At 67.8% G+C, this 21,936-nt stretch carries 23 protein-coding genes and 1 pseudogene; 14 read left to right on the top strand and 10 right to left on the bottom strand.

Annotated elements, in window-relative coordinates:
• Positions 1–66: 66 nt before the first annotated feature.
• The 4 genes from L2X99_RS15175 to L2X99_RS18425 are packed head-to-tail and all read right to left on the bottom strand — an operon-like array spanning position 67 to position 6,578.
• Positions 67–2,697: a bifunctional glycosyltransferase/CDP-glycerol:glycerophosphate glycerophosphotransferase gene (locus L2X99_RS15175; RefSeq protein WP_236135344.1), complete on the bottom strand. Its 2,631-nt coding sequence runs from the start codon at positions 2,695–2,697 to the stop codon at positions 67–69.
• Positions 2,698–2,702: 5 nt separating this feature from the next.
• The gene (locus tag L2X99_RS15180) at positions 2,703–3,887 is read right to left on the bottom strand and encodes a CDP-glycerol glycerophosphotransferase family protein (RefSeq protein ID WP_236135345.1); all 1,185 of its coding nucleotides are present in this window, start codon (positions 3,885–3,887) and stop codon (positions 2,703–2,705) included.
• Complete coding sequence (locus tag L2X99_RS15185) at positions 3,884–5,056, bottom strand: CDP-glycerol glycerophosphotransferase family protein (RefSeq protein ID WP_236135346.1); 1,173 nt, start codon at positions 5,054–5,056, stop codon at positions 3,884–3,886. The genes L2X99_RS15180 and L2X99_RS15185 overlap by 4 nt, the downstream gene beginning before the upstream one ends.
• Before the next feature lie 19 nt (positions 5,057–5,075).
• Positions 5,076–6,578, bottom strand: coding sequence for an MFS transporter (locus L2X99_RS18425; protein WP_442923457.1), 1,503 nt, complete (start codon positions 6,576–6,578; stop codon positions 5,076–5,078).
• A 148-nt stretch (positions 6,579–6,726) separates the two neighbouring features.
• Here L2X99_RS18425 and L2X99_RS15195 point away from each other — a divergent pair, with 148 nt between their 5' ends.
• The gene (locus tag L2X99_RS15195) at positions 6,727–7,194 is read left to right on the top strand and encodes a DUF3817 domain-containing protein (protein WP_236126021.1); all 468 of its coding nucleotides are present in this window, start codon (positions 6,727–6,729) and stop codon (positions 7,192–7,194) included.
• Positions 7,195–7,281: 87 nt separating this feature from the next.
• Here the strand turns inward: L2X99_RS15195 and L2X99_RS18000 are convergent, their stop codons facing one another.
• The gene (locus L2X99_RS18000) at positions 7,282–7,674 is read right to left on the bottom strand and encodes a methyltransferase domain-containing protein (protein ID WP_268928580.1); all 393 of its coding nucleotides are present in this window, start codon (positions 7,672–7,674) and stop codon (positions 7,282–7,284) included.
• The gene (locus tag L2X99_RS18005) at positions 7,671–7,901 is read right to left on the bottom strand and encodes a class I SAM-dependent methyltransferase (protein ID WP_268928526.1); all 231 of its coding nucleotides are present in this window, start codon (positions 7,899–7,901) and stop codon (positions 7,671–7,673) included. The genes L2X99_RS18000 and L2X99_RS18005 overlap by 4 nt, the downstream gene beginning before the upstream one ends.
• 219 nt (positions 7,902–8,120) lie before the next feature.
• On the opposite strand from L2X99_RS18005, the gene L2X99_RS15205 reads away from it, so the two are divergent.
• Both L2X99_RS15205 and L2X99_RS15210 read left to right on the top strand, forming a co-directional pair.
• On the top strand, positions 8,121–8,873 hold the full coding sequence (locus L2X99_RS15205) for a hypothetical protein (RefSeq protein ID WP_236135347.1): 753 nt from the start codon (positions 8,121–8,123) through the stop codon (positions 8,871–8,873).
• The gene (locus tag L2X99_RS15210) at positions 8,816–9,565 is read left to right on the top strand and encodes an HNH endonuclease signature motif containing protein (RefSeq protein WP_236135348.1); all 750 of its coding nucleotides are present in this window, start codon (positions 8,816–8,818) and stop codon (positions 9,563–9,565) included. Before L2X99_RS15205 ends, L2X99_RS15210 begins: the two co-directional genes overlap by 58 nt.
• A gap of 11 nt (positions 9,566–9,576) precedes the next feature.
• On the opposite strand, the gene L2X99_RS15215 is transcribed toward L2X99_RS15210, so the two are convergent.
• Positions 9,577–10,083, bottom strand: a complete 507-nt coding sequence (locus tag L2X99_RS15215) for a hypothetical protein (RefSeq protein WP_236126019.1) — start codon at positions 10,081–10,083, stop codon at positions 9,577–9,579.
• Positions 10,084–10,293: 210 nt separating this feature from the next.
• On the opposite strand from L2X99_RS15215, the pseudogene dnaK reads away from it, so the two are divergent.
• The 4 genes and pseudogenes from dnaK to L2X99_RS15235 all read left to right on the top strand — a co-directional run bounded on the left by dnaK (position 10,294) and on the right by L2X99_RS15235 (position 14,286).
• Positions 10,294–12,154, top strand: a pseudogene (gene dnaK, locus L2X99_RS15220) (molecular chaperone DnaK).
• A 2-nt stretch (positions 12,155–12,156) separates the two neighbouring features.
• On the top strand, positions 12,157–12,747 hold the full coding sequence (locus tag L2X99_RS15225; protein ID WP_236126017.1) for a nucleotide exchange factor GrpE: 591 nt from the start codon (positions 12,157–12,159) through the stop codon (positions 12,745–12,747).
• A 12-nt stretch (positions 12,748–12,759) separates the two neighbouring features.
• On the top strand, positions 12,760–13,740 hold the full coding sequence (locus L2X99_RS15230) for a DnaJ C-terminal domain-containing protein (protein ID WP_236135350.1): 981 nt from the start codon (positions 12,760–12,762) through the stop codon (positions 13,738–13,740).
• 105 nt (positions 13,741–13,845) lie between these two features.
• Entirely contained in the window at positions 13,846–14,286 is a 441-nt protein-coding gene (locus tag L2X99_RS15235; RefSeq protein WP_236126016.1) for a heat shock protein transcriptional repressor HspR, read from the top strand.
• Positions 14,287–14,290: 4 nt separating this feature from the next.
• Here the strand turns inward: L2X99_RS15235 and mgtE are convergent, their stop codons facing one another.
• Positions 14,291–15,388 carry a magnesium transporter gene (gene mgtE / locus L2X99_RS15240; RefSeq protein ID WP_236126015.1) on the bottom strand — a complete coding sequence of 366 codons (1,098 nt, stop codon included), beginning with the start codon at positions 15,386–15,388 and terminating at the stop codon, positions 14,291–14,293.
• Positions 15,385–15,648: a hypothetical protein gene (locus tag L2X99_RS15245; protein ID WP_236126014.1), complete on the bottom strand. Its 264-nt coding sequence runs from the start codon at positions 15,646–15,648 to the stop codon at positions 15,385–15,387. Before L2X99_RS15245 ends, mgtE begins: the two co-directional genes overlap by 4 nt.
• 115 nt (positions 15,649–15,763) lie before the next feature.
• On the opposite strand from L2X99_RS15245, the gene L2X99_RS15250 reads away from it, so the two are divergent.
• From L2X99_RS15250 to L2X99_RS15270, 7 genes are all read left to right on the top strand, one after another.
• Complete coding sequence (locus L2X99_RS15250; RefSeq protein WP_236126013.1) at positions 15,764–16,531, top strand: GntR family transcriptional regulator; 768 nt, start codon at positions 15,764–15,766, stop codon at positions 16,529–16,531.
• 104 nt (positions 16,532–16,635) lie between these two features.
• The gene (locus tag L2X99_RS18010; RefSeq protein WP_268928527.1) at positions 16,636–16,770 is read left to right on the top strand and encodes a hypothetical protein; all 135 of its coding nucleotides are present in this window, start codon (positions 16,636–16,638) and stop codon (positions 16,768–16,770) included.
• Positions 16,771–16,856: 86 nt separating this feature from the next.
• Positions 16,857–17,303, top strand: a complete 447-nt coding sequence (locus tag L2X99_RS18685; protein ID WP_236126012.1) for a tripartite tricarboxylate transporter substrate-binding protein — start codon at positions 16,857–16,859, stop codon at positions 17,301–17,303.
• Positions 17,198–17,599, top strand: coding sequence for a tripartite tricarboxylate transporter substrate-binding protein (locus L2X99_RS18690; RefSeq protein ID WP_236126011.1), 402 nt, complete (start codon positions 17,198–17,200; stop codon positions 17,597–17,599). Before L2X99_RS18685 ends, L2X99_RS18690 begins: the two co-directional genes overlap by 106 nt.
• A 54-nt stretch (positions 17,600–17,653) precedes the next feature.
• Positions 17,654–18,181, top strand: a complete 528-nt coding sequence (locus tag L2X99_RS15260) for a tripartite tricarboxylate transporter TctB family protein (RefSeq protein WP_236135351.1) — start codon at positions 17,654–17,656, stop codon at positions 18,179–18,181.
• The gene (locus tag L2X99_RS15265; RefSeq protein ID WP_236126009.1) at positions 18,178–19,827 is read left to right on the top strand and encodes a tripartite tricarboxylate transporter permease; all 1,650 of its coding nucleotides are present in this window, start codon (positions 18,178–18,180) and stop codon (positions 19,825–19,827) included. Before L2X99_RS15260 ends, L2X99_RS15265 begins: the two co-directional genes overlap by 4 nt.
• Positions 19,824–20,693 carry a dihydrodipicolinate synthase family protein gene (locus L2X99_RS15270; RefSeq protein WP_236135352.1) on the top strand — a complete coding sequence of 290 codons (870 nt, stop codon included), beginning with the start codon at positions 19,824–19,826 and terminating at the stop codon, positions 20,691–20,693. Before L2X99_RS15265 ends, L2X99_RS15270 begins: the two co-directional genes overlap by 4 nt.
• 108 nt (positions 20,694–20,801) lie before the next feature.
• Here the strand turns inward: L2X99_RS15270 and L2X99_RS15275 are convergent, their stop codons facing one another.
• Positions 20,802–21,608: a hypothetical protein gene (locus tag L2X99_RS15275; protein WP_236126007.1), complete on the bottom strand. Its 807-nt coding sequence runs from the start codon at positions 21,606–21,608 to the stop codon at positions 20,802–20,804.
• Positions 21,609–21,936: the final 328 nt, after the last annotated feature.

Here is a 21,936-nt window from a genome sequence, read left to right on the forward strand (position 1 = left end):
TGAACAGGGGACGGGGCAAGCACCGGTATCGCCGCAGGTAAGGACGCGATTCGGTGACGAGGAGGTTCACGTCGCGTCGATTGACATCATGGACGTGAACACGCGCTCGCAGGCGCCCTGATCGCGGAACGCGAAGAAGCGCTTGGCGCGTGCCCGGTACTCCTCCCATTCCGATCCGCGCTGGGTGATCGCCGCCGCGACGGAGTCGACTGTCGCTGACACGTCCGTTGTCACCGGTCCGAAGCCGTCGGTGCCGTACGAGAAGTACCCGGGGCGGTGGGGATGATCAGCGAAAAACGCTTCCCGGTCGAATTGGAAGTAGACGGCGGGCGTGCCGATGAAGGCGCTATCGAACGCGATCGACGAGTAGTCCGTGACCAGCAGGGAGCCGTTGGCGATCAGGCTCTGAATGTTGGTGGTTGCATATGTCTTCACCGTGACGTGGTCGGGCAGTTGCAGTCGGCCGATGTGCGGTTCCAGGTTCGGATGGGAAACGAAGATGATCTGCTTCCCGGCCTCAGCTGCGGCGAGGCGCAGCGCCTCCGACTGAAGCAGCGTGGTCCAGGCGCGGACGTACTCGGATTCTTCGAAGCCGGGAGCGAGTTCCCGCGAGTTTCCCTTGCCAGTTGCAGGACCCAGCAAGTACTCGCGCCACGTTGGGATGACGAGGATGTAGGGCCGCTCCGCAGGTGCCATGCTGGCGAGCCGCAGGAGTGCATCGTGCCGGGGAAACCCCGTGAGGGCGGACTCTCGCTCGGTGAATACATAAGGGGAACCATTCCCGACGAATGCCTCCTGCTCGTCGGGGCCGACGGAGATGATTCGCCGGATCGGCTTCGGATTCAGCCAACGGGAGATGTCGTCCTTGGTGACTCCGTGCTGCAAGAAGGTGTAGTTCCAGCTCCGCCCGGGGAACCGCTTCGGATGCAGAGGCTGGACAACGTATTTGTCGATGTGCGAGGAAGCGAGATGCTTCGCGCGAAGGAGGAGAAGCGTGTGCTGCCATGAGCCGAAAGCAACGACGCGGAACCCTTCCTTTCTGAGTCGAGACCAATCCGACGACTTCTTCGAAATCACGAACCAGGAGTTGATCTCAGGCTTGTGCTCCGAGACCCACCGGTACAGATGCTCGGCATTGTCCTGAGCTTGGGTGTCTCGATCCATGAACACCCAGGCATCTGCGTAGCGATTCGTGCGGGTGGCGATGAGACGTGTGAGCCGATCCCAGACACGAAAGAAGCGAGGACTGTTGCCCTGCAGAATGCGGCGAGCCTGTGTCTGTCGACGCCTGAAACTTGCGACGAGTCGTGCGCGTCGGCTGCTCTGACTATTGAGTTGCAGCGCACGCTGCGAGTAGCTGCCTCGGAAGCCGACACGGCGGGCCAATGCAGGCGAAAGCGTCCATGAGGCGGCTGCGTCTGTCGCCAGCTGAAAGCGTCGTGCCACGCCGTCTACGGACACGGTCATTCCCTCGTGGAAGGGAATCCAGACGATCCGCTCATGAACGAGGTTGCTCCGGAAGTACCTGATGCCGCGGTACTTGCTCCAGACTGGCTCAACTGGCGTGCCCTGAGATACGAACTGCTCATCAGCAGAATCAGACCGGGTGGTGTAGTACTTGACCTGCGCGAGCCCCCGGGTCTCGTCGATGCGCCAAAGAGTAACGGGAAACTGCGAAAGATCCGCCCCTCGGAGTGCGAGGAGGCCGACGCGAACTTCGGTGGAAAGATACGAGATCACGTATTCGGAGATCGCTTCATCGTCGATGTAGACGAGTACCCGCTTGACGGAGTCGAGGAACGCGCCACAAACCTCGTCTGTCAGGCCTTTCGTAGGTGTGTGGATTCGGGCATCCGCGCTGAAATACCACGACATGTCATACAGGAGGACATTTTGCACGAATCGTGGCAGACTGCCGCGTTTCGCGGCGATGTCCTCAGCGAGCCGCAACCATCCGCGAGTCGGAACTGTGAGGTACTTCTCGGGCTTCGACCAGCTCGAGCTCACCAGCGAACTCGCATCCGAACGCGTGCGGTAGTAGTAATAGGCCGAAGGCAACGTCTGTACGACGGGATCATCAAACACGGCAAGATAGCGTGTGACCAGATCAGCATCTTCAAAGTTCGGCCGAAGCTCGGTGTCGAAGTTCAGATCCTGAGCGCGCAGGACGGCGTGTCGGAGGAAGCTTGTCGCGCCGGATATCTTGAGCGCCGCAGGGCTGTCCAGTAAATGAAGGCGTCGAGGTCCTCCATTGAACATTCCGCGCAGGGGATGGCTGTTGCGATACGTCCCGTCGGACTCATTGAACATGATCAGCGGAGTCGCCACGAGACTGAGCGAGTCATCGGCGCCCTGCAATGCGCTGCGCACCTGGCTGAGGTAATCAGATGCCAGGATGTCATCCGGATCTGGAAACGACAGCCATTCTCCTGTAGCAATCGCGAGTCCCGCATTGCGGGCGCTACTGGCTCCGCCATTCTCCTGGCGAACGAGGTGACCGGAACGCATAGTGCCGGCCTTCGACTCCAGCCATCTCGTGATGAGGGCGTGCGACGCGTCGGGTGATCCGTCGTCGATGAACACAATCTCGACGTCGGAGAGGTCCTGACCATCGAGGCTGGACAAGAAGTCCGATAGGTACTCCTCGACACCGTAGACGGCAACAATGAGACTGATCAGAGGCGTTGTTGATGGCATTTCGGTCATTCTCGAGGGTGATCTGAGTGGGAAGCATGGTGAGGCAGGCAGACCTGCGCCAGCCGATCCGCCGCCGCCGTCACCCCGCCACTGTCGTCGACGGCGACGAACTCGTGCAGCAGCCGCTCCATCGTCCCGGCATCCGCCGCCCCTTCCTCGACCTGCTGCACCAGCTGGTCCAGAGTCTCCGCGAGCGGCAGCCCCAGGTCATCCGGGAACGAGATGTAGAAGTCGCGGCGCTGGGTGTACTCGTCGCGGTCGGGGGCGATGAGGTATGACGGCACACCGGCGACGGCGGCCTCGAACACGGCCGAGGAGTAGTCGGTGATGAACACGTCTGCGACCAGCAGCATCTCCTGCGTCGACAGGCCGGGTGCGGTGCGCAGCCCGGCGCCCGTGGGCGCCGGGACCAGCGGATGCAGCTTGGTGATCGTCGCGTATCCGGCATCCGCCATCGCACGCGTCAGGTCGAGCGGATCGACGGTGGGGTCGAGGCCCTCGGTGCGGAACGTCGGCGCGTACAGCGCGACCTTCCTGCCCACCAGATCGGGGTACAGGTATTCGAAGCGCTTGCGCACCTTCGCCGCGACAGCCGGATCCCGCAGCCGGTCCACCCGCGGCAGCGGCGCGACGACCACCTTCGACACGTCGACGCCGAACGCGTCGGCGAACGGCGCGCGGCAGCGCTCGGCGCTGGCGATCACGATGTCGTAGCCGTCGTGCATGCGCATCGCCTTGGCCAGCTTCGGGTCGCGCCCGCCGCGGCGACCCAGGATACTGACGCCGAACTTCTTCAGTGCACCCAGCGCATGCCACAGCTGCACGACCGTCAGCCCGTCGGAGCGGGGCGTCGCCGACGCGATGATCGAGTAGCCGTCGACGACCAGCACCCGCGACGTGGACACGTGATACATCTCCACCAGCAGGTGTGCGGCGTATCCGAACTTGCGGATCACCCCGGGCGGCACCATCTTTGCGATCATCTGCACCTCGACGCCGGGATCGGCGCGCAGGATCGCCTGCTTCAGCAGTGCGAAGTCCGACGGCGGCCGATCGCTCTGCCGGGTCAGCAGCGTCACCTTGTCACGACGCGGCAGCACCCGCATCGCAAGGCTCACGAGTGTCAGCGCGAGCCGCGCCGCGTAAGCGGCGACGATGTCGAGTCGCAGTCGCTGCATCATCGTCGTCATGAGACGGGCTCCTTCGGGCCATCCGAAGCGACCACGGCGACGCCCAGCAGCTCCCGCGCGATGCGCTCGCTGGACCGCCCGTCCAGTGCGCTGCAGAACTCCTCGCGGAACGACACGAGCCGCGCCGGGTCGACCGCGGCCCCGCGGATCGCGTCGGCCAGCTCGTCATCGGACGACACCACGGGCCCGACCGAGTAGTGGTCGAACGGCCGGTAGAACGACCGCGCGGCGGTGTACTCCTGCAGGTCGGGCACGAAGAACAGGATCGGCCGCTCCAGCAGCGCGAACTCGAAGATCGCCGAGGAGTAGTCGGTGATCAGCACGTCGGTCGCCATCAGCAGGTCGTTCATGTCGCCGACGACGGATGCGTCGATCGTGCCGTCCGGCACGCCCTCCGCCGCGACGAACGGATGCTGCCGCACGCCGATGCGCCAGCCGTCACCCAGGGCCGCGGCGATTCCGGGCCAATCGGCGGCGGGCGCCTGCTCGGCGCTGCGCTGCCCGTTGCCGCGGAACGTCGGCGCGTACACGACGAACCGCTCGGCCTCGCCGACCCCCAGCTCGCGCCGCACCCTGGCGCGGGTCGCCGCGACGGTCTCCGCATCGAAGAACACGTCGGTGCGCGGCATCCCCCACGCGTGCACCCGATCGAGCGCGATGCCGAATGCCTCCGCGTAGTCGGGACGGATCTCCTCCGAGCTGACGATCGCGTCGGTGTAGTTGCGGTGGATCTCGCTGCCCGGCGTCGGCCCCCCGGGCAGGCCGGCACGACTGTGTCCGACGCGCTTGAACGCCCCGGCCGCATGCCAGAGCTGAACGAGTCGCGAACCGCGCCGGATGCGGAAGCGGTAGATCAGCGGGTAGAAGTCGTCCAGCACGATCACCGGGCTGGTGGCGATCAGGTACGGCAGGCGCAGCACGTCGCGCAGCGAGCGGCGGGAAGCCAGACGGGGCTTGAAGACACCGATGATCTCGGCGCCCGAGTCGACTGTCAGCAGCGCGTCGCGCAGGTACGCCATGTTGCCGGCGAAGTCGCGGTGCGAGTCCGAGAGGAACAGGACGCGGTTCGCCTTGACCGGTGCGACGAGTCGCCAGAATCCGTGGGGGATGCTGTACGGCAGGAATCGGACCGCGCGCAGCAGTCGACTCCTCCTGAGCCACTGTCGCATGGAGTCGTTTACCAGTCGTTCATCTCTCGGGGGTTGTCATGAGTATACGAAACCGTCCTGACAAGAACCGGTTCGGGCCGCACGGGCGCATCAGACCCGGACGTCCTTGGGGAAGCGCACGAACAGCAGCAGCACCAGCCCGATCAGCAGGATCAGGCCGATGCCGAGGACGCCGTAGATGATCGCCCCGAACCCGGCGAGGAACAGCGACCACGCCAGGGGCGACAGGAACGAGGCCACACGGCCGGTCGTGGCGTACAGACCGAAGATCTCGCCCTGCTGGTCGGGCGGGGTGAGCCGCGTGAGCAGGCTGCGGCTGGCGGCCTGCGCCGGCCCGACGAACGCGCACAGCAGCAGACCGCAGACCCAGAACACGATCGCGCCCAGGTCGCGCAGCGCGAACACCACGAACGCCATCGCGACGAGCCCGGTGAGCGTGATCACGATCAGGCGCCGACGGGCCGATCGCGTCGTCCAGACGGCCGGCGAGGAGTGTCGAGACGCCGGCGACGAGGTTCGCGGCGAGACCGAACACGATCACCTCGAGGAACGAGAAGCCGAAGCCCTGCGCCGCCAGCACCGCGCCGAAGGCGAAGACTCCGGCCAGTCCGTCGCGGTAGACCGCGGCGGCGAGCATGAACCAGAACGTCGGCCGATTGGTGCGGAACAGGTTCGCGATGTTGTGCCCCAGCACGACGTAGGAGCGGAAGAAGCCCACCTTCGGCGAGGTGTCGTATGCCGGGGACTCCGGCACGTTCCGGAACATCGGGATCGAGAAGACCAGCGTCCACACCGCGCAGATCACGGCGACGAGCTTGAACGAGAGCGGGTCGTCCTGGCCGATCAGGAAGAGCACCGGGATGCAGACGATCAGCGCCACGACGCCGCCGACATACCCCAGGCCCCAGCCGAGACCCGAGATGCGCCCGACGTTCTTCGGTGTCGACACCTCGGACAGCATGGCGTAATAGCTGACGTTCCCGATCTCGCTGACGATCGCGGCGATCGCGACGGCGAGAGCGCCGAACCAGAAGAACTTCGGGTCGGCCTCGACGAAGAACAGCGAGAACTGCACCAGCGCGATCGCGATCGTCGCGCCGATCACCCACTTCTTCTTGCTGCCGCGGGCGTCGGCCTGCTGACCGAGCACCGGGGCGAGCAGCAGGATCAGGATGCCGGCGGCGAAGTTCGCCCAGCCCCACCACTCGGAGAGATCCGTGAGTCCCTGGCAGTACGCGGAGCCGATGTAGGCGGAGTCGTTGCAGCTCATGTACGAGCCGTCTGCGAGCAGGCCGGACTCGCGCACGTCCGGCTCGAGGAACATCCGGCTCGTCAGGTACAGCGCGATCCAGACGAACGTCAGGATGACGGTGTTGAACGGCTGCATCGCCCAGTCCCACATCGCCCACGAGAGCACCCGCTTGCGCGGGACCGGCGTCTCGTCACCCCTCGCAGTGGACGTCGCGCCGAACGCCGCGAGGGCCCCGGTGCTGGCGGTGGGCGGCGGAACGTCGGCGGTCATGGCGTCACGCTACCGGATGCCGGTTACCCGTGTGCTACCGGATGCCGGTCACGCACGTGCGGCCGAATCGATCGAAGGATGGATGCCGGCGCGGGGCGGCGCACAGTCGCAGTTCGTAGGCTGGAGTATCCCGACCTCGAGGAGATCCGTGTTCACCACTCCCGCGCGCCTGTTCCGCGTGCTCGCGATCGCCGAGGCGATCACCTGGACCCTGCTGATCGGCGCGCTCATCGCGCGAGCCGTGGGCGCACCGCCGGTGCTCGTGACCGCAGCGGGCGGCATCCATGGATTCGTGTTCCTCTCCTACGGGGCGACCGCCGTGCTGCTGGCGTTCCACCAGCGCTGGCACGTCGGCGTCGCGATCACGGCGATCGCCAGCGCGATCGTGCCCTACGCCACCATCCCCGCCGAGATCTGGCTGCACCGCACCGGACGGCTGGCCGGCCAGTGGCGGATGGACGAGACCGAGGACCCGCGCGACCGCACCTGGTACGACCGCACCATGCGCTGGTTCCTGCATCGCCCGTGGGTGCTCGCGCTGCTGATCCTCGTGCTGGTGGTGGCGATCTTCGCCGTGCTGCTGATGGTGGGGCCCCCGCAGCTGCCCGGCAAGTGAGGGCAGCGCGGCTGCGCGTCAGAGTGCCAGCTTCTGCCAGCCCGGCGGCGGGTCTCCTGTTCTGGGTGACGGCGCGGTCGCCGGGACTCAGCCCCCGGCGCGAGCGCGGAGCGCGACGAAGATCGGTGCGGCGGTCCATCGCTCGTAGCTCTCGGCATCGACAGCCCGCAGCGCCTCGACCGGTTGAGGTTCGACCAGCCGCTCGAGCACGAACCCGGCGTCCGCGACCTCGTTGACCAGCGTGCTCATCGTCATGAGCTGGTACTCCATCGTCGCCTCGCCGAACGTGCGGGTCACCCAGCGCTCATCGAAGTACGAGCCGCCGAAGTAGCGCCAGTCCGCCATCGGATGCGTGGACGAGAGCACGAGCCAGCCGCCGGGCTTCAGGATGCGACGGACCTCGGCCAGGAAGCGCGGACGATCGCTGAGGTGATGGATCACCAGTGCGCAGACCACGCCGTCCTGCGAGTCGTGCGTCAGGAAGTCGAGAGGGTGTCGAGATCGTGGTGCACGATCGTGGCGGCCGGCGCCGCTTCCCGGGCGATCCCGGCGAGCACCTCGCTGCCCTCGACTCCGGTGACTCCTGCGCCCGCGGCACTGAGGATCGCGGCCAGGTGTCCTGCGCCGCAGCCGAGGTCGGCGACATCCTGTCCGCTGATGTCACCGATCAGTGAGACGACGGCCGGGCGCTCGTGCAGAGAGTTCAACGTGAGGACACAAAGCACGATGGCTCTTGACGAGTCTGCCCTCCTCGGGCTGCTCGGGGGAACTGAATCTCACCGATGTCTCTGACCCGTGGTCGTTGAGCGAGCGGAGCGAGACGAAACGGCGTCCGTGGCTCGAGTGGAAAAGTCGGTTCAATCTGGGGTTTAAGGTATGAGGCGAAACTGTGTTCGAATGTCGGTGGTGGTCGGTTGAATGGAGGTATGAACAGCGACGTGGTGGACCGGTTGGCGGCTCTGGAGGCAGAGCTGTCCCGGGTGCTCGCCGACGCGTTCGAAGGAGAGGTGCTTCCGGATCTGCCCGATGCTGACCTGATGCGGCTGTTGGATGTCGCCGGGCGGGTCCAGCGGCGTGTGGACGGTGTGCTGGTGGAGGCGGCGGTGCAGGTGCGGGACCGGTCGGAGGGGCTGCGGGATGAGCGGCTGACGACCCGGCACGGATGCCAGAAGCCGCTCGACCTGCTCTCGATGGCGTGCCGGATCGACAAGGGCCATGCGGCACGGCTGGTGCGTGCTGCCGGATACGCGGCCCGGGATCGGGGGATCACGGATGGGGTGTTCCTGCCCGCGAAGTACGACCGGCTGCGGGCCGCGCTGCTGGCCGGGGATGTCGGGCTGGGCGGGTTGCTGGCCGGGGCGGATCCGATCGAGCACTCCCGGGCCCGGATCAGCGAGGAGCAGCGGGTGGCGGCGGACCGGCTGGTCGCCGCCTATGCGACCGGCACCGTGCTGCACCCGCAGACCGGTGCGGAGATCGGGCGCGTCCCGGTCCCTCCGCCGGGGGAGGTGGCCGACTTCTCCCGGTCGGTCGTGGCAGCCCTGGACCCGGACGGGGCGGAGCCGGATGACGAGGTCGCCTCCCGCAACCGCGGATCCGGTTCGGCAGGCTCCGCGACGGGGTGTACCCGGTCTCCGGCGCCCTGCTGCCCGAGGTGTACGCACAGTGGCAGCGGCTGAATGATGCGCTGCTCAGTCCGCGGGCCGGCGCTGGGGTGTGCTTCGAAGACACCCCCGAACCGGAGAGCCCGAACGGTGGGGCCGATCATGGGGATGATCGCACTCGTGCGCAGAAGCTGCACGACGCGCTCGCGACGATCCTGACCGTCGCCGCCCGCGGCGGGGAACTGCCCGACCTGGGCGGCGCCGCCCCCACCCTGCTGGTCACCGTCACCGCCGCGGACTATGCCGCAGGTACCGGGTTCGCGCATGTGGACGGCGCCGATGACGGGCCGGTCCCGGTGCGGGTGGCGGCGCAGACCGGGTGTGCGGGTGGCATCCAGCGGGTGCTGTTCGACGAGCGTGGCCGCATCGTGGGGCTGGGCACGTCCGCGCGGATCTTCAACGCGTTGCAGCGGAGGGCGATCATCGCCCGCGACGGCGGGTGCATCGTGCCGGGGTGCACGATCCCGGCGACCTGGTGCGAGATCCACCACGTGAACGAGCACGCCGCCGGCGGGGCCACGCACACCGACAACGGTGTCGCACTGTGCTGGCATCACCACCGCACCCTGCACCTGTCGCACTGGCAGATCCGGATGAGACACGGGGTCCCGGAGATCCGCGGTCCCGCCTGGTGGGACGACCACCGCGACTGGCACCCCACCAGCGCCGCGAGACGCCGCATGCTCGCGAATCGAGCCAGCCCCTGAGGCGCGCCCGGTCACCGACTCTCGAAGTTCACCGCCGAGTTGGACAGCACTTCCTTGATCGTGCTGGTCAGCGCGGCTGCATCGCAGACGACCACGACGTCGACGGCGATGCCGGGCTCCGTGAACGCGCGCGCCGCGGTGAAGAAGCCCGTGCCGTCGGCTGTGAAGGTGAACTGGCGGTGCTCGACCGTGACCCACGTCGGCGCATCGGCCAGAAAGATCCCATCCGCCATGAAGTCGCCTATGCCTTCTCCCGGGCCCGGCAGCCTCTGAGGCGGGATCGCCTCGGATGCTGCTCGTTCATCCATCCCGCTCGACTCGTCGATCGCCGTGAGGCCGAACTGCGCCGTGCAGTTGCCCTCGGTGCTGGCGAACATCCAGTGTCCGGGCTTGCTCCGGGCATCATCCGGTTTCCAGCGATCACGATTCAGGCCGATTCCCCATGAGATCACGGTGTCCGATTCCAGCGAGTCGCCGTCCGCGAAAGTCAGCGACTTCGATGCGGGCGGATCGCTCACGTCCGAGGATGCGTCCGCAGCCGCGGCTGCAGTCCCTGTCGGCGTGGGTGCAGCTGTGGCTTCCGTCGTGGCGATTCGGGCGGTGAACTTGAGCACCCTTCTATCAACTTTGAATTGACAGCATCCGTGCCTCGGCGTATCCTTGAGTCATCGCGACTCAGGTTTCTGGGCCGCAGCAGACTTCCAGACAACAACCACAAGGAGAATCACATGGCACGTGCTGTCGGTATCGACCTCGGAACCACCAACTCCGTCGTCAGCGTCCTCGAGGGTGGCGAGCCCAAGGTCATCGCCAACGCAGAGGGCTTCCGCACCACCCCCTCGGTGGTCGCATTCACCAAGGACGGGGAGGTGCTCGTCGGTGAGACCGCGAAGCGCCAGGCCGTCACCAACGTCGACCGGACGATCTCGTCGGTCAAGCGCCACATGGGCACCGACTGGTCCTTCGACGTCGACGGCAAGAAGTGGACGCCGCAGGAGATCTCGGCCCGCATCCTGCAGAAGCTGAAGCGCGACGCCGAGTCGTACCTGGGCGACACCGTGACCGACGCGGTCATCACCGTCCCCGCCTACTTCAACGACGCGGAGCGTCAGGCCACCAAGGAGGCCGGCGAGATCTCGGGCCTCAACGTGCTGCGCATCATCAACGAGCCCACCGCGGCCGCCCTGGCCTACGGCCTCGACAAGGGCAAGGAGGACGAGCTCATCCTCGTCTTCGACCTCGGTGGCGGAACCTTCGATGTCTCCCTGCTCGAGGTGGGCAAGGACGACGACTTCTCCACCATCCAGGTGCGCGCCACCGCCGGTGACAACCGCCTCGGCGGCGACGACTGGGACCAGCGTCTCGTCGACTACCTGATCAAGCAGTTCAAGGAGACCACCGGCGTCGACGTCTCGGGCGACAAGATCGCGCTGCAGCGACTCAAGGAGGCCGCTGAGCAGGCCAAGAAGGAGCTCTCCTCCTCGACCAGCACCAGCGTCAACCTGCCGTACCTGTCGCTGACCGACAGTGGCCCCGTCTCGCTGAGCGAGACCGTCACGCGCGCCAAGTTCGAGGACCTCACCAAGGACCTGCTCGACCGCACCAAGAAGCCGTTCGAGGACGTCATCCGCGAGGCGAACATCAAGGTCGCCGACATCGACCACATCGTGCTCGTCGGCGGTTCGACCCGCATGCCGGCCGTGGCCGACCTGGTGAAGGCCGAGACCGGCAAGGACGCCAACAAGGGCGTCAACCCGGATGAGGTCGTCGCCGTCGGCGCCGCGCTGCAGGCCGGCGTGCTGAAGGGCGAGCGCAAGGACGTCCTGCTCATCGACGTCACCCCGCTGAGCCTCGGCATCGAGACCAAGGGCGGCATGATGACCAAGCTCATCGACCGCAACACCGCGATCCCGACCAAGCGCAGCGAGACCTTCACCACCGCAGACGACAACCAGCCGTCCGTGGCGATCCAGGTCTTCCAGGGTGAGCGCGAGTTCACCCGCGACAACAAGCCGCTGGGCACCTTCGAGCTGACCGGCATCGCGCCGGCTCCGCGCGGCATCCCGCAGATCGAGGTCACCTTCGACATCGACGCCAACGGCATCGTGCACGTGTCCGCCAAGGACAAGGGCACCGGCACCGAGAAGTCGATCGTCATCTCGGGCGGCTCGTCGCTGTCGAAGGACGACATCGAGCGCATGGTGCGCGAGGCCGAGGAGCACGCCGCTGAGGACAAGAAGCGTCGTGAGTCCGCCGAGACCCGCAACCAGGCCGAGACCCTGTCCTACTCGATCGAGAAGCTGATCAAGGAGAACGAGGACAAGCTGCCCGAAGACGTGAAGACCGAGGTTCAGGCCGACGTCGACGCACTGAAGACGGCCCTGGCCGGCGAGGACGACGACGCCGTGAAGACGGCGTTCGACAAGCTGAACCAGTCGCAGTCCAAGCTCGGCGAGGCGATCTACGCGCAGGGCCAGGCGGATGCCGACGGCCGGCGCAGCGCCCGAGGGTGACGCGCCCGCCGGTGACGACTCCTCCGACGAGGACGTCATCGACGCCGAGGTCGTGGACGACGACGAGAGCAAGTGATGATGACCGACAAGAACTTCGATGAAGTTCCTGAGGACGAGGGGTCGGATGCTGCGGCATCCGGCCCCGCGCCGCAGGAGAACGACGCGACCGACGCCGAAGACCTGACGATCGACGACATCCTGAACGCCGAGCAGACCGCCGAGGCGGCTGCCGAGGACCACGCCCTCGAGGATGCCGAGAACGCGCTGCTCGTCGACCTCAAGCGCCTGCAGGCGGAGTACGCGAACTACCGTCGCCGCACCGAGGAGCAGCGCCACATCGAGATCCAGCGCGCGAAGGGCGAGGCCGCCAAGGGTCTGCTGCCCGTGCTGGACGACCTGGCGCGCGCCGAGCAGCATGGCGATCTCACCGAGGGCTCGGCCTTCGCGGTGATCGCCGAGAAGCTCCGCTCCGTGGTCGACCGCCTCGGCGTCACGCCGTACGGCGAAGCCGGTGAGGAGTTCGATCCCCAGCAGCACGAGGCGATCTTCCAGCAGCCCACTCCGGGCGCCACCACCTCGACGATCCTCGAGGTCGTCGAGGTCGGCTACCGGCTGGGCGAAGTCGAACTGCGGCCGGCGAAGGTCGTCGTCGCGGTGCCTGCTGAGTAAGCGGGGTGATCGATGGCTAGTCAGGACTGGTTCGACAAGGACTTCTACAAGACGCTCGGCGTCAAGAAGGATGTCTCGGACGCGGATCTGAAGAAGACGTACCGCAAGCTGGCGCGCAAGTACCACCCGGATTCCAACCCGGGTGATGCCAAGGCCGAGGCGACGTTCAAGGAGATCAGCGAGGCGTACTCGGTGCTCAGCGATGCCGATCAGCGCAAGGAGTACGACGAGATCCGCGCCATGGGCTCGGGTGCGCGCTTCACCGCACCCGGTGCCGGCGGAGCGGGCGGCTTCGAGGACGTGTTCAGCCGGTTCGGGCAGGGCCGCAGCCAGCAGGCCGACTTCGACGACATCTTCGCGATGTTCAACCAGGGCGGCGGCTCGTTCGGCTCGGGCCGATTCGGGCAGCCGTCCGGCGGATACCGCGGTTTCGGCGGTCCGCAGCGCGGCGCCGACGTGACCGCGCGCACCACGATCGACTTCGTCACCGCGGCCAAGGGCGAGACCATCTCGCTGCAGTCCGAGGACGGCAAGCCGTTCAAGGTGAAGATCCCCGCCGGCGTCGCCGACGGGCAGAAGATCCGGCTCCGCGGCCGCGGTCGTCCCTCGCCGGACGCCGGCGAGAGCGGCGACATCGTGGTGCAGATCACGGTGCGTCCGCATCCGGTGTTCTCCCGCGAGGGGCTGAACCTGCGTCTGACCGTGCCGGTGACGTTCACCGAGGCCACGCTCGGCGCGACGATCGAGGTGCCGACGCTCGACGGCGAGACCGTCAGGCTGCGGGTAGCCCCCGGCACGCCGTCGGGGCGGGTGCTGCGGGTCAAGGGCCGGGGCATCACCACCAAGAAGGGCACCGGCGACCTGCTCGCCGAGCTGCAGGTGGCGGTTCCCTCGCACCTCGACGAGGCGGCGAGGGCGGCCCTGGAGGCGTTCCAGGCCGCAGAGCCGAAGGAGAACCCGCGTGCCGAGATGATGGCGAAGGCGCGGGCCTAGCCGCCGGTCGCCCCGCGAGCGATGGTCGTTGAGCGAGCGATGGTCGTTGAGCGAGCGAAGCGAGACGAAACGCAGAGACGAAACGCAGAGGTCTGGGAAGGAGGCATGAGGATGGCTGAGATCGAGGAGGATGCTCCGGTCTACGCGATCGCGGTCGCGGCCGAGCTCTCCGGCATGCACCCCCAGACCCTGCGTCAGTACGATCGCATCGGCCTGGTCGTGCCCGGCCGCACCCGCGGTGGCTCGCGGCGCTATTCGCCCCGCGACATCATGCAGCTCCGCGAGGTCGCCCGGCTCTCCGCCGACGGCATGAGCCTGCCGGCGATCGCGCGCCTGCTCGACCTGGAGGATGAGGTGCGCGCACTGCGCCATCGCGTGCGCGAACTCGAGCAGACGCTGGATGCCGAGCGGCGCAGCCGCCCCGGCGTCCGGGTGTTCGCCGCGGCGACCAGCGGGCAGGTGATCACGGTCCCCTCGGGCCGTCGCCTGCGCCGCTCCACCGAAGTCATGCTGTGGAGCCCGCGACGTTCCGGCGACGACGACTGACGGCTCAGATGCCGAGCACGGCCTTCGCGATGAGGAAGTAGATCACCAGCCCGGTGGCGTCGACGAACGTCGTGATGAACGGGTTCGAGAACACCGCGGGATCGACCCGGATCGCGCGCGCGGCCAGCGGCATCATGCCGCCGACGGATGCCGCGACCGTGCAGACCGCCACGAGGGTGAGGCCGATCACCAGGCCGACGTGCCACTCGTAGACGAGTCCGGCGATCGCGAACCCGAGCAGCCCGAGCAGCAGGCCCAGGCAGAACCCGGTGCGCACCTCGCGCGAGAGCACCCTCAGCACGTCGCGCGGTGCGACCTCGCCGAGGGCGAGCGATCGGGTGACCGTGGTCGCCGCCTGGTTGCCGGTGTTGCCGCCGGTGCCGATCAGCAGCGGTACGAACAGTGCCAGCACCGTCATCTGCGCGAGCGTCGCCTCGAAGCTGTCGAGGACCTGCACGGTGAGCGTCGCGCCGACGGCGAGCACCAGCAGCCACACCACGCGCGAGCGCACCAGCCGGCGGATCGGCGTCGACAGGTACGAACGGCGCAGCGGCTCCACGCCGCCCTGCCGAGCGGCGTCCTCGCTCTCCTCCTGCTTGAGGATGCGGGCGGCGTCGTCGATCGTGAGGATGCCGACCAGCCGATCCTCGCCGTCCACGACCGGCAGCGCGAGCAGGCCATAGTCGGTGGTGCGGCGGGCGGCGGTCTCGGCGTCCTCCGAGACGACCGCGATGTGCGCGTCGTTCATGAGGTCGCCGATCAGCGTGTCGTCGGGCGCGCCCATCAGGTCGCGCAGGCTGACGACGCCGACCACCCGCCGGCCGTGGTCGGTGACCGGCAGCGTGTAGATGGTCTCGGCCGACTCGAGTGCGCCGCGGACGCGCGCCATGGTCGCGGCGACGGTGAGCTGCGGATGCGTGGTGACGAACTCCGGGCTCATCCGGCGCCCGATCGAGTCCTGCGGGTAGCCGAGCATGCCCGAGGTGAGGTCGCGCTCCTGCCTGGTGAGGCCGCGGAGCAGTCGCGGGGCGACGGATGCCGGCAGCTCGTCGAGCAGCCACACCCGGTCATCCGGATCCATCTCGGCGAACAGGGTCGTCACCTCGGCGTTGCGCAGCGCCTGAACCAGGTCGCCCTGCGTGCCGGGGAGAGCGCCTCGAACACCTCGAGCGCCCTGCCCTTCGCCAGCAGGCGGTACACGATCGCTGCATCCTCGATGCCGAGCCGGTCGACGAGTTCGACGATCTCAGGGACGGACAGCGGGGTCAGCACGGCGGATGCGCCGGCGAGGTCGTTCTGGGCGAGGAGCTGGCCGATCGTGTCGGCGGCGTCTGCCACGTTCTGAAGCTGCGTGGGGGTCATGGATGTGCCTTCGCAGAGGAGGCCGCCCCACCGCAGCGGTCAGTGCGAGCTGATCTGCGGTGCGGAGCGGAAGCGGATGGGTGAAACGCGTCTGCGACTGTGACTGTCACTGGACATGGGGCACCACCTCGCTTCCTGGATCCTCGGAGGGCGCAGAACCTCGTACAGCCTACGCCTTCTCGCAGAATGTACTCTGTCAACAGTAAACGGGAGGGCATGTGGCTCAGACGGTGCAGCGGGGCGAAGCGCTCGGCGTTCAGGTGGCGGATGTCATTCGACAGCGGATCGTCCGGGGGATCTGGCGCCCGGCGAGCGGATCACCGAGGAGGCGCTCGCCGAGGAGTTCGCGGTCAGCCGGGGTCCGGTGCGGGACGCGCTGACGCAACTGAGCTTCGAGAAACTGGTGCGCATCCAGCGTCCTCGCGGCGTGTTCGTCGTCGGCCTCACGAACGACGACGTCGACCAGCTGTACAGCCTGCGCGGCGCGCTCGAGCAGCTCGCGCTCTCCCGCGCGGTGCGCGTCGAGGACGATGCGCGCTGGCGTGCGATGGCCGCGGCGGTGCAGCGGATGGCGGATGCGGCGGATGCCGGCGATCACGCCGCGTTCGTCGCCGCGGACCTCGACTTCCACTCGCAGATCTACGTGCTCGCGGATCATCCGCGGCTGGAAGGGGCGTGGAATCAATACCTGCCCACCTTCACAGCACTGCTCGACGTCACGATCAACCACGACGCCGACCTGCACGACTCGGCCGGCGATCACGTGCTGCTGATGGATGTCATGCGCTCGGGGGACCCGGACGAGGCCGCGGCGGTGCTGACCGCGCACCTCGACGGCGCCCGGGATCGGATGCTGAGCGAACTCGACGCGCGTCGCGGCTGAGCCGGCGCGAGACGCGGGCGCCGCGCCGGATGTTGACTGTTAACAGTCGACACTGATACGCTCGCGACGTCGACAACCCGGTCGACCACCACTGAGGAGCAAAGATGCCCCGCACGCGCACCATCCGAGCGGCTGCCGCGATCGCCGCCGTCGCCGCGACCGCTCTCGTTCTGGCCGGCTGCACCAAGGTCGAGGAGGGGAAGCCGAGTCGAGCTTCCCCGAGAAGGACATCCGCCTGATCATCCAGGCGAACCCGGGCGGCGGCTCCGACCTGTCCTCGCGCGCCCTGGCTTCCGAGCTCGAGAACATCCTCGACGTCAGCGTCGTGCCCGAGAACATGCCGGGCGCCGCCGGTGCGCTCGCCATGGAGTACGTGGGCGCCCAGAAGGCCGACGGGTACGTCATCGGCTTCGCGCCGGTCGAGATCGCCATGCTCAACACCACCCAGGGCGCCGATGTGCAGCCCGAGAACTACGATCTGCTCGGGCAGATCATGCTCGCCCCCGGCGTGATCAGCGTCGGGGCGAACAGCGGCCTCGACTCGCTGGAGTCCCTCGTCGCGAAGGCGAAGGCCGGCAAGGTCACCGTCGCGAACTCCGGCGCCGGCTCGATCTGGGAGGCCGCGACGATCGGCCTCGCCAAGGCGACCGATGTCGAACTCACCCCGTGCCCTACGACGGCGGCGCGACCGCGGTCGGTGCAGCGGCGTCCGGCGAGACCGTCGCCGCGGTCTCGGGTCTGGGCGAGGCGCTCGCGCAGGGCGACGCCGTGAAGATCCTCGCGGTCATGCACGGTGAGCGGCACCCGGACGCCGAGGATGTGCCGACGGTGAAGGAGGCCATCGGCGAGGACGTACAGTTCGGCGGCTGGGGCGGCATCTACGCACCCAAGGGACTGCCGGACGACGTGCACAAGACACTCGAGGATGCGGTGAAGAAGGCCGTCGAGTCGGACTCGTATCAGAAGTTCCAGAAGGAGGCCGGGAACCTCGTGATCTACCGCGACTCGGCCGAGTGGACGACCTTCGTCGGCGAGCAGTTCGACCTGTTCAAGGACCTGCTGGGCTGATCGGCTTCGGGGCCGGGTCGGAGACCCGGCCCCGATCTTCTCGAGAGGGAAGACATGACCGACATCGAGGTCGTCGAGGGCGACGACTATCAGGCCGCGAAGCCGTCGCGTCCGCTGGAGATCACCTTCGCCGTGGTCGCGCTCGCCGTGTCGGCGGGATACCTGGCGCTGGGCACGCAGATCCCCCTCCGCCGCGAGGCCGCCGCAGGCCAGATCGACGCGAGGTTCTGGCCGATGCTGCTCGGCGTCTCGGCGATCGTCGTCGCCGTGCTGCTGCTGGTGGTCGCGCTCACCCGGCCTGCGCCGACCCGCGAGGACGTCGAGCGCATCCAGCCCGGCGGCATCCTGCGGATCGTCGCCACGCTCGTGATCGTGATCGCCTTCGTGGGGCTCTGGTCGCTCGGGTCGATCATCCTGTTCGGGTACCGGATCGAGCTGTTCCCGATCGCGGCCGGACTGCTCATGATCGCGCTGATGCTGCTGTACGGACATCGGCGCTGGCTCAGCCTCGTCATCTACTCCGTCTCGGTCACAGCGTTCGTCTACGTCGTGTTCGGCATGCTCCTGAGGATCCCGCTGTGAACCCCTTCATCGAGGGCATCGATTCCCTCCTGGACGTCTCGATCCTGCTCAACATGGGCGTCGGCCTGGTGCTCGGCTTCATGGTGGGTGCGTTCCCCGGCATCACCGCGACGATGGCGGTCGCACTCGCCGCGGGCTTCACACTGACCCTCGAACCCGTGCAGGGCCTCGCCGTCATGCTCACCATCTACGCCGCGGCGAACTTCGGCGACCGGGTGCCGTCGATCCTCATCAACACCCCCGGCACTCCGGCCTCGATCGCGACAACCCTCGACGGCTATCCCATGGCGAAGCAGGGCAGGGCCGGGCTCGCGCTCACTATCTCGGCGATCGTGTCGGCCATCGGCATCCTGGCGTCCCTCGTGCTCTTCTCGGTCGCGGCGGTGCCGATCGCGAGCTTCGCACGCGACTACTTCAAGTCGCCCGAGCTGTTCGCCCTGGTCGTGTTCGGCATCGCGATCATGATCGGCATCTCGTCGAAGTCGATGCTGAAGGGCATCCTGGCGGGGCTCTTCGGACTCATGCTCGGCACGGTCGGCACTTACGCGGCCACGGCCGATCAGCGCTTCACCTTCGGGTCCCTCGAACTGGTGGAGGGCGTGAACTTCATCGCCGTGATCATCGGGCTGTTCGGCATCGCCGAGCTCTTCGACCAGCTGCTGACCCACCGCTCGACCAAGGTGCGGCCGATCTCCAGCCTCGGACGCTGGTGGCCGAACTGGGGCGAGATGAAGCAGACAGGGCGGGCGACCGCGGTCTCGGGTGCGGTCGGACTGGGCGTGGGCCTCATTCCGGCGGCCGGCGGCGACATCGCCGGGCTCATCGGCTGGGAGCAGGCGCGCCGGGTGTCGAAGCATCCGGAGCGGTTCGGCAAGGGCACGATCGAGGGCGTGGCCGCGTCGGACACCGCGTCCAGTGCCACGCTCGGAGGGTCGCTGACCACGACGATGGCGCTCGGCATCCCGGGCGACTCGGTGATGGCGGTGATGATCGGCTCGATGATCATCTGGGGCATCACCCCCGGCCCGACGCTGTTCACCGAGCGACCCGACCTGGTCGTCTCGATCGCGGTGATCATGCTCGTCGCCACGCTGCTTTCTCTCGGACTCAGCCTGGTGCGCATGAAGGGCATGGTGAAGCTCCTCGACGTGCCGCAGCCGTACCTGTGGAGCGGCATCCTGATGTTCTGCATCATCGGCACCTACGCCACGTCCAACAGCCTCTCGACCGTGATCACGATGCTCGTGTTCGGCGTCATCGGCGTCCTGCTCAAGCGGATGCAGGTACCGGCGGGCCCGGTCGTCCTGGGCCTCCTGCTCGGCCCGCTCGCCGAGGAGAACCTGGCGCGCACTCTGGCGATCCTGCCGACGCGGCCGTTCTTCGAGGTCGTCAGCCCGATCGCCATCATCCTGCTCGTGCTCGCCGTGCTCTCGATCGCCATGCCGGCTATCCGCGCCGCTCGCAGACCGCGCGCCGAGCGCGCGTCGCTCGAGGACTCGGTGCTCGACACCGAGAGTGTCGCCCAGATCCAGCACGCGCGGGAAGAGCTCGCCGCAGACCCCGACCTGCTCACCTCCACGGTGCGCAGCGTCGATGCCGAGAAGACCCGCCGCAACCGGCGGAACGAGAAGGAGAACGAGAAGTGACCCGCTATGACATCCTGACCGCGATCCCCACCGCGTTCCACCGCGACGGGTCGCTCGATCTGGACGGGTCGCGCGCGATCTTCCGCTACGTCGGGCAGTCCGGCAACGAGGGCGCGTTCGTGCTCGGCACGACCGGGGAGTTCCCCGCCGTCGACGTCGCAGAGTTCACCGCCCTGGTCTCGGCCGCGCTCGAGGAGCTCGCAGACCGCATGCGCGTGATCGTGCATGTCGGTCAGCCGAGTGCCTACGAGGCGGTGCGACTAGTCGGCATCGCGCGGGAGCTCGGCGCCACCGAGTTCGCGGCGCTGACGCCGTACTACCTGAGGGCGTCGGATGATGCCGTCCTCGACTACTTCCGCGCGGTGTCAGAGGCCGTCGGCGACGGGCGCCTCTACGTGTACGTCTATCCGGCCCGCAGCGGCAATCCGGTTTCGCCGGGGCTGCTGGCGCGGCTGGCGGAGCTGCCGAACATCGTGGGAGCGAAGGTCAGTGAACTCACACTCGACGACATCGCCGCGTACCGGGCGGTCGTCCCGGCCGACTTCGAGATCTACACCGGTGCCGACCGCGATCTGGTCGCCGCGGCCGGCGTCGGGGCGCAGGGCGTCGTCTCGGGAGTGTCGTCGGTGACTCCCAAGCCGTTCCGGTCGCTGGCGGATGCTGCACGCACCGGCGATGCGGAGGCGATCGCCGCGGCGCAGATCGCGGTCGACGAGGTCGTCTCCACGATCGGCGGCGACATGGCCCGGATGAAGGAGGGCTACCGCGTGCTCGGCGTCGCCGACGCCTACTGCCGGATGGCCCTGGACGAGCCGGACGCGGCCGCGCGCACCGAGGTCGCACGCGTGGTGGCTGCCCACGCCTGACGCCTTCGCGCGCGCAGAGACCGCGCTGCTCCCGCACGAGAAGCCGCTTCCTGCACGAAACACCCGCAGGAGGCGGCTTTCTCATGCGGGAACGGGTGTCTCGTCGGATCAGTCCAGCGGCTCGACCGCGAAGCGGAACGCCGCGCCCTGGCGGAACGGCTCCACGATCTCGAAGTTCTCGTAGGCGGGACCGCCGGGGATCTCGGAGGCGCTCGCCCAGTACGACCAGCGGGCGTTGACCTGCGCGCGCAGATCGGGATGCGGATCGTCGACCCGCCAGGTCTGCCTGGCTCTGCGGCCGATGAAGCGCCAGTGCTCGGCGGTGTCGTCGGCGTAGGTCGCGGACCACGGGTCCGTCTCGTCGCCGACGGCACTGACCTCTGCGGCGGTGCCGTCGCGGCGAAGCTCGGCGAGACCGAACACGTCGTGGGCGGTGAAGCCGGTGCCCGAGAAGCCGGGCCACAGCTCCCGCGGCTCGACCATCCGATCGGCCAACTCGAGGCGTCGCAGTCGCGCCCAGTTGCCCATCGTCGCCGACAGGATCAGACGATCGAGGGGAGCGGATCCCTCGTTCGAGAATCCGGCCACCTCGACCTCGTGGGGGCGATCGGCCCGGAAGCGCACCCGCACCCGCACGTCGGCGCCGTCGTCGAAGCGCTCCACGCCGATCCAGACCGTCAGGTGCTCGACGCCGTCGATCTGCTCGACGACGCCCTGCGCCGGCTCGGCGGGGTCGCGGGGCTCGGCCGTGTCGGGACCGTCGCACGACCAGAACCTCTTGCCCTTCTGGCCGGGGTCGAGGGTGCTCGGTTCGAGTTCCGAGTAGCCTCTGGTCTCGGACCCCGCCACCACGGGTTCGACCGCGATGAAGTTCACCAGCCGCTCCCGTGGATGGTCGAGATACGGGGTGAACACACGCAGCAGCCCGCGCGGTCCGGGGATCGGATGCAGGCCGATCTGAAGGCCGTCGGAATGCCCCCAGCGCGGTTCCGACGGGGACGTCTGCGGCGGGGCGCAGCCAGGTGGTCACGAGGGGCTCCCTTTCTCGGAGAAGGCGATCACGGACACCGTAGTCGAATGAAATCGATTTCTCTAGAGAACGTCCCGAAGCACGTGCGGGGTGATGCCCGCCTCCGGCATCCGCCCGCTCGCCGGGCAGGTTTCGGTCGGGTGGTCCCTTGTGGATGAAATCGATTTCGTCTAACGTGGCGTCTACCCGGTCGACGGCGCCCGTCGGCCGAGC

Source organism: Microbacterium sp. KUDC0406, assembly GCF_021582875.1.
In the GTDB taxonomy this organism is placed as follows: domain Bacteria; phylum Actinomycetota; class Actinomycetes; order Actinomycetales; family Microbacteriaceae; genus Microbacterium.

What these genes read in the sequence shown, in the direction of transcription:
- L2X99_RS15225 (WP_236126017.1), top strand. Translation starts at nt 12,157, where the DNA reads ATGACCGACAAGAACTTCGATGAAGTTCCTGAGGACGAGGGGTCGGAT.
- L2X99_RS15260 (WP_236135351.1), top strand. Translation starts at nt 17,654, where the DNA reads ATGACCGACATCGAGGTCGTCGAGGGCGACGACTATCAGGCCGCGAAG.
- L2X99_RS15250 (WP_236126013.1), top strand. Translation starts at nt 15,764, where the DNA reads ATGGGGCACCACCTCGCTTCCTGGATCCTCGGAGGGCGCAGAACCTCG.
- L2X99_RS15180 (WP_236135345.1), bottom strand. Translation starts at nt 3,887, where the DNA reads ATGACGACGATGATGCAGCGACTGCGACTCGACATCGTCGCCGCTTAC.
- L2X99_RS15185 (WP_236135346.1), bottom strand. Translation starts at nt 5,056, where the DNA reads ATGCGACAGTGGCTCAGGAGGAGTCGACTGCTGCGCGCGGTCCGATTC.
- L2X99_RS15230 (WP_236135350.1), top strand. Translation starts at nt 12,760, where the DNA reads ATGGCTAGTCAGGACTGGTTCGACAAGGACTTCTACAAGACGCTCGGC.
- L2X99_RS18010 (WP_268928527.1), top strand. Translation starts at nt 16,636, where the DNA reads ATGCCCCGCACGCGCACCATCCGAGCGGCTGCCGCGATCGCCGCCGTC.
- L2X99_RS15175 (WP_236135344.1), bottom strand. Translation starts at nt 2,697, where the DNA reads ATGCCATCAACAACGCCTCTGATCAGTCTCATTGTTGCCGTCTACGGT.
- L2X99_RS18425 (WP_442923457.1), bottom strand. Translation starts at nt 6,578, where the DNA reads ATGACCGCCGACGTTCCGCCGCCCACCGCCAGCACCGGGGCCCTCGCG.
- L2X99_RS15205 (WP_236135347.1), top strand. Translation starts at nt 8,121, where the DNA reads ATGAACAGCGACGTGGTGGACCGGTTGGCGGCTCTGGAGGCAGAGCTG.
- L2X99_RS15245 (WP_236126014.1), bottom strand. Translation starts at nt 15,648, where the DNA reads ATGACCCCCACGCAGCTTCAGAACGTGGCAGACGCCGCCGACACGATC.
- L2X99_RS15235 (WP_236126016.1), top strand. Translation starts at nt 13,846, where the DNA reads ATGAGGATGGCTGAGATCGAGGAGGATGCTCCGGTCTACGCGATCGCG.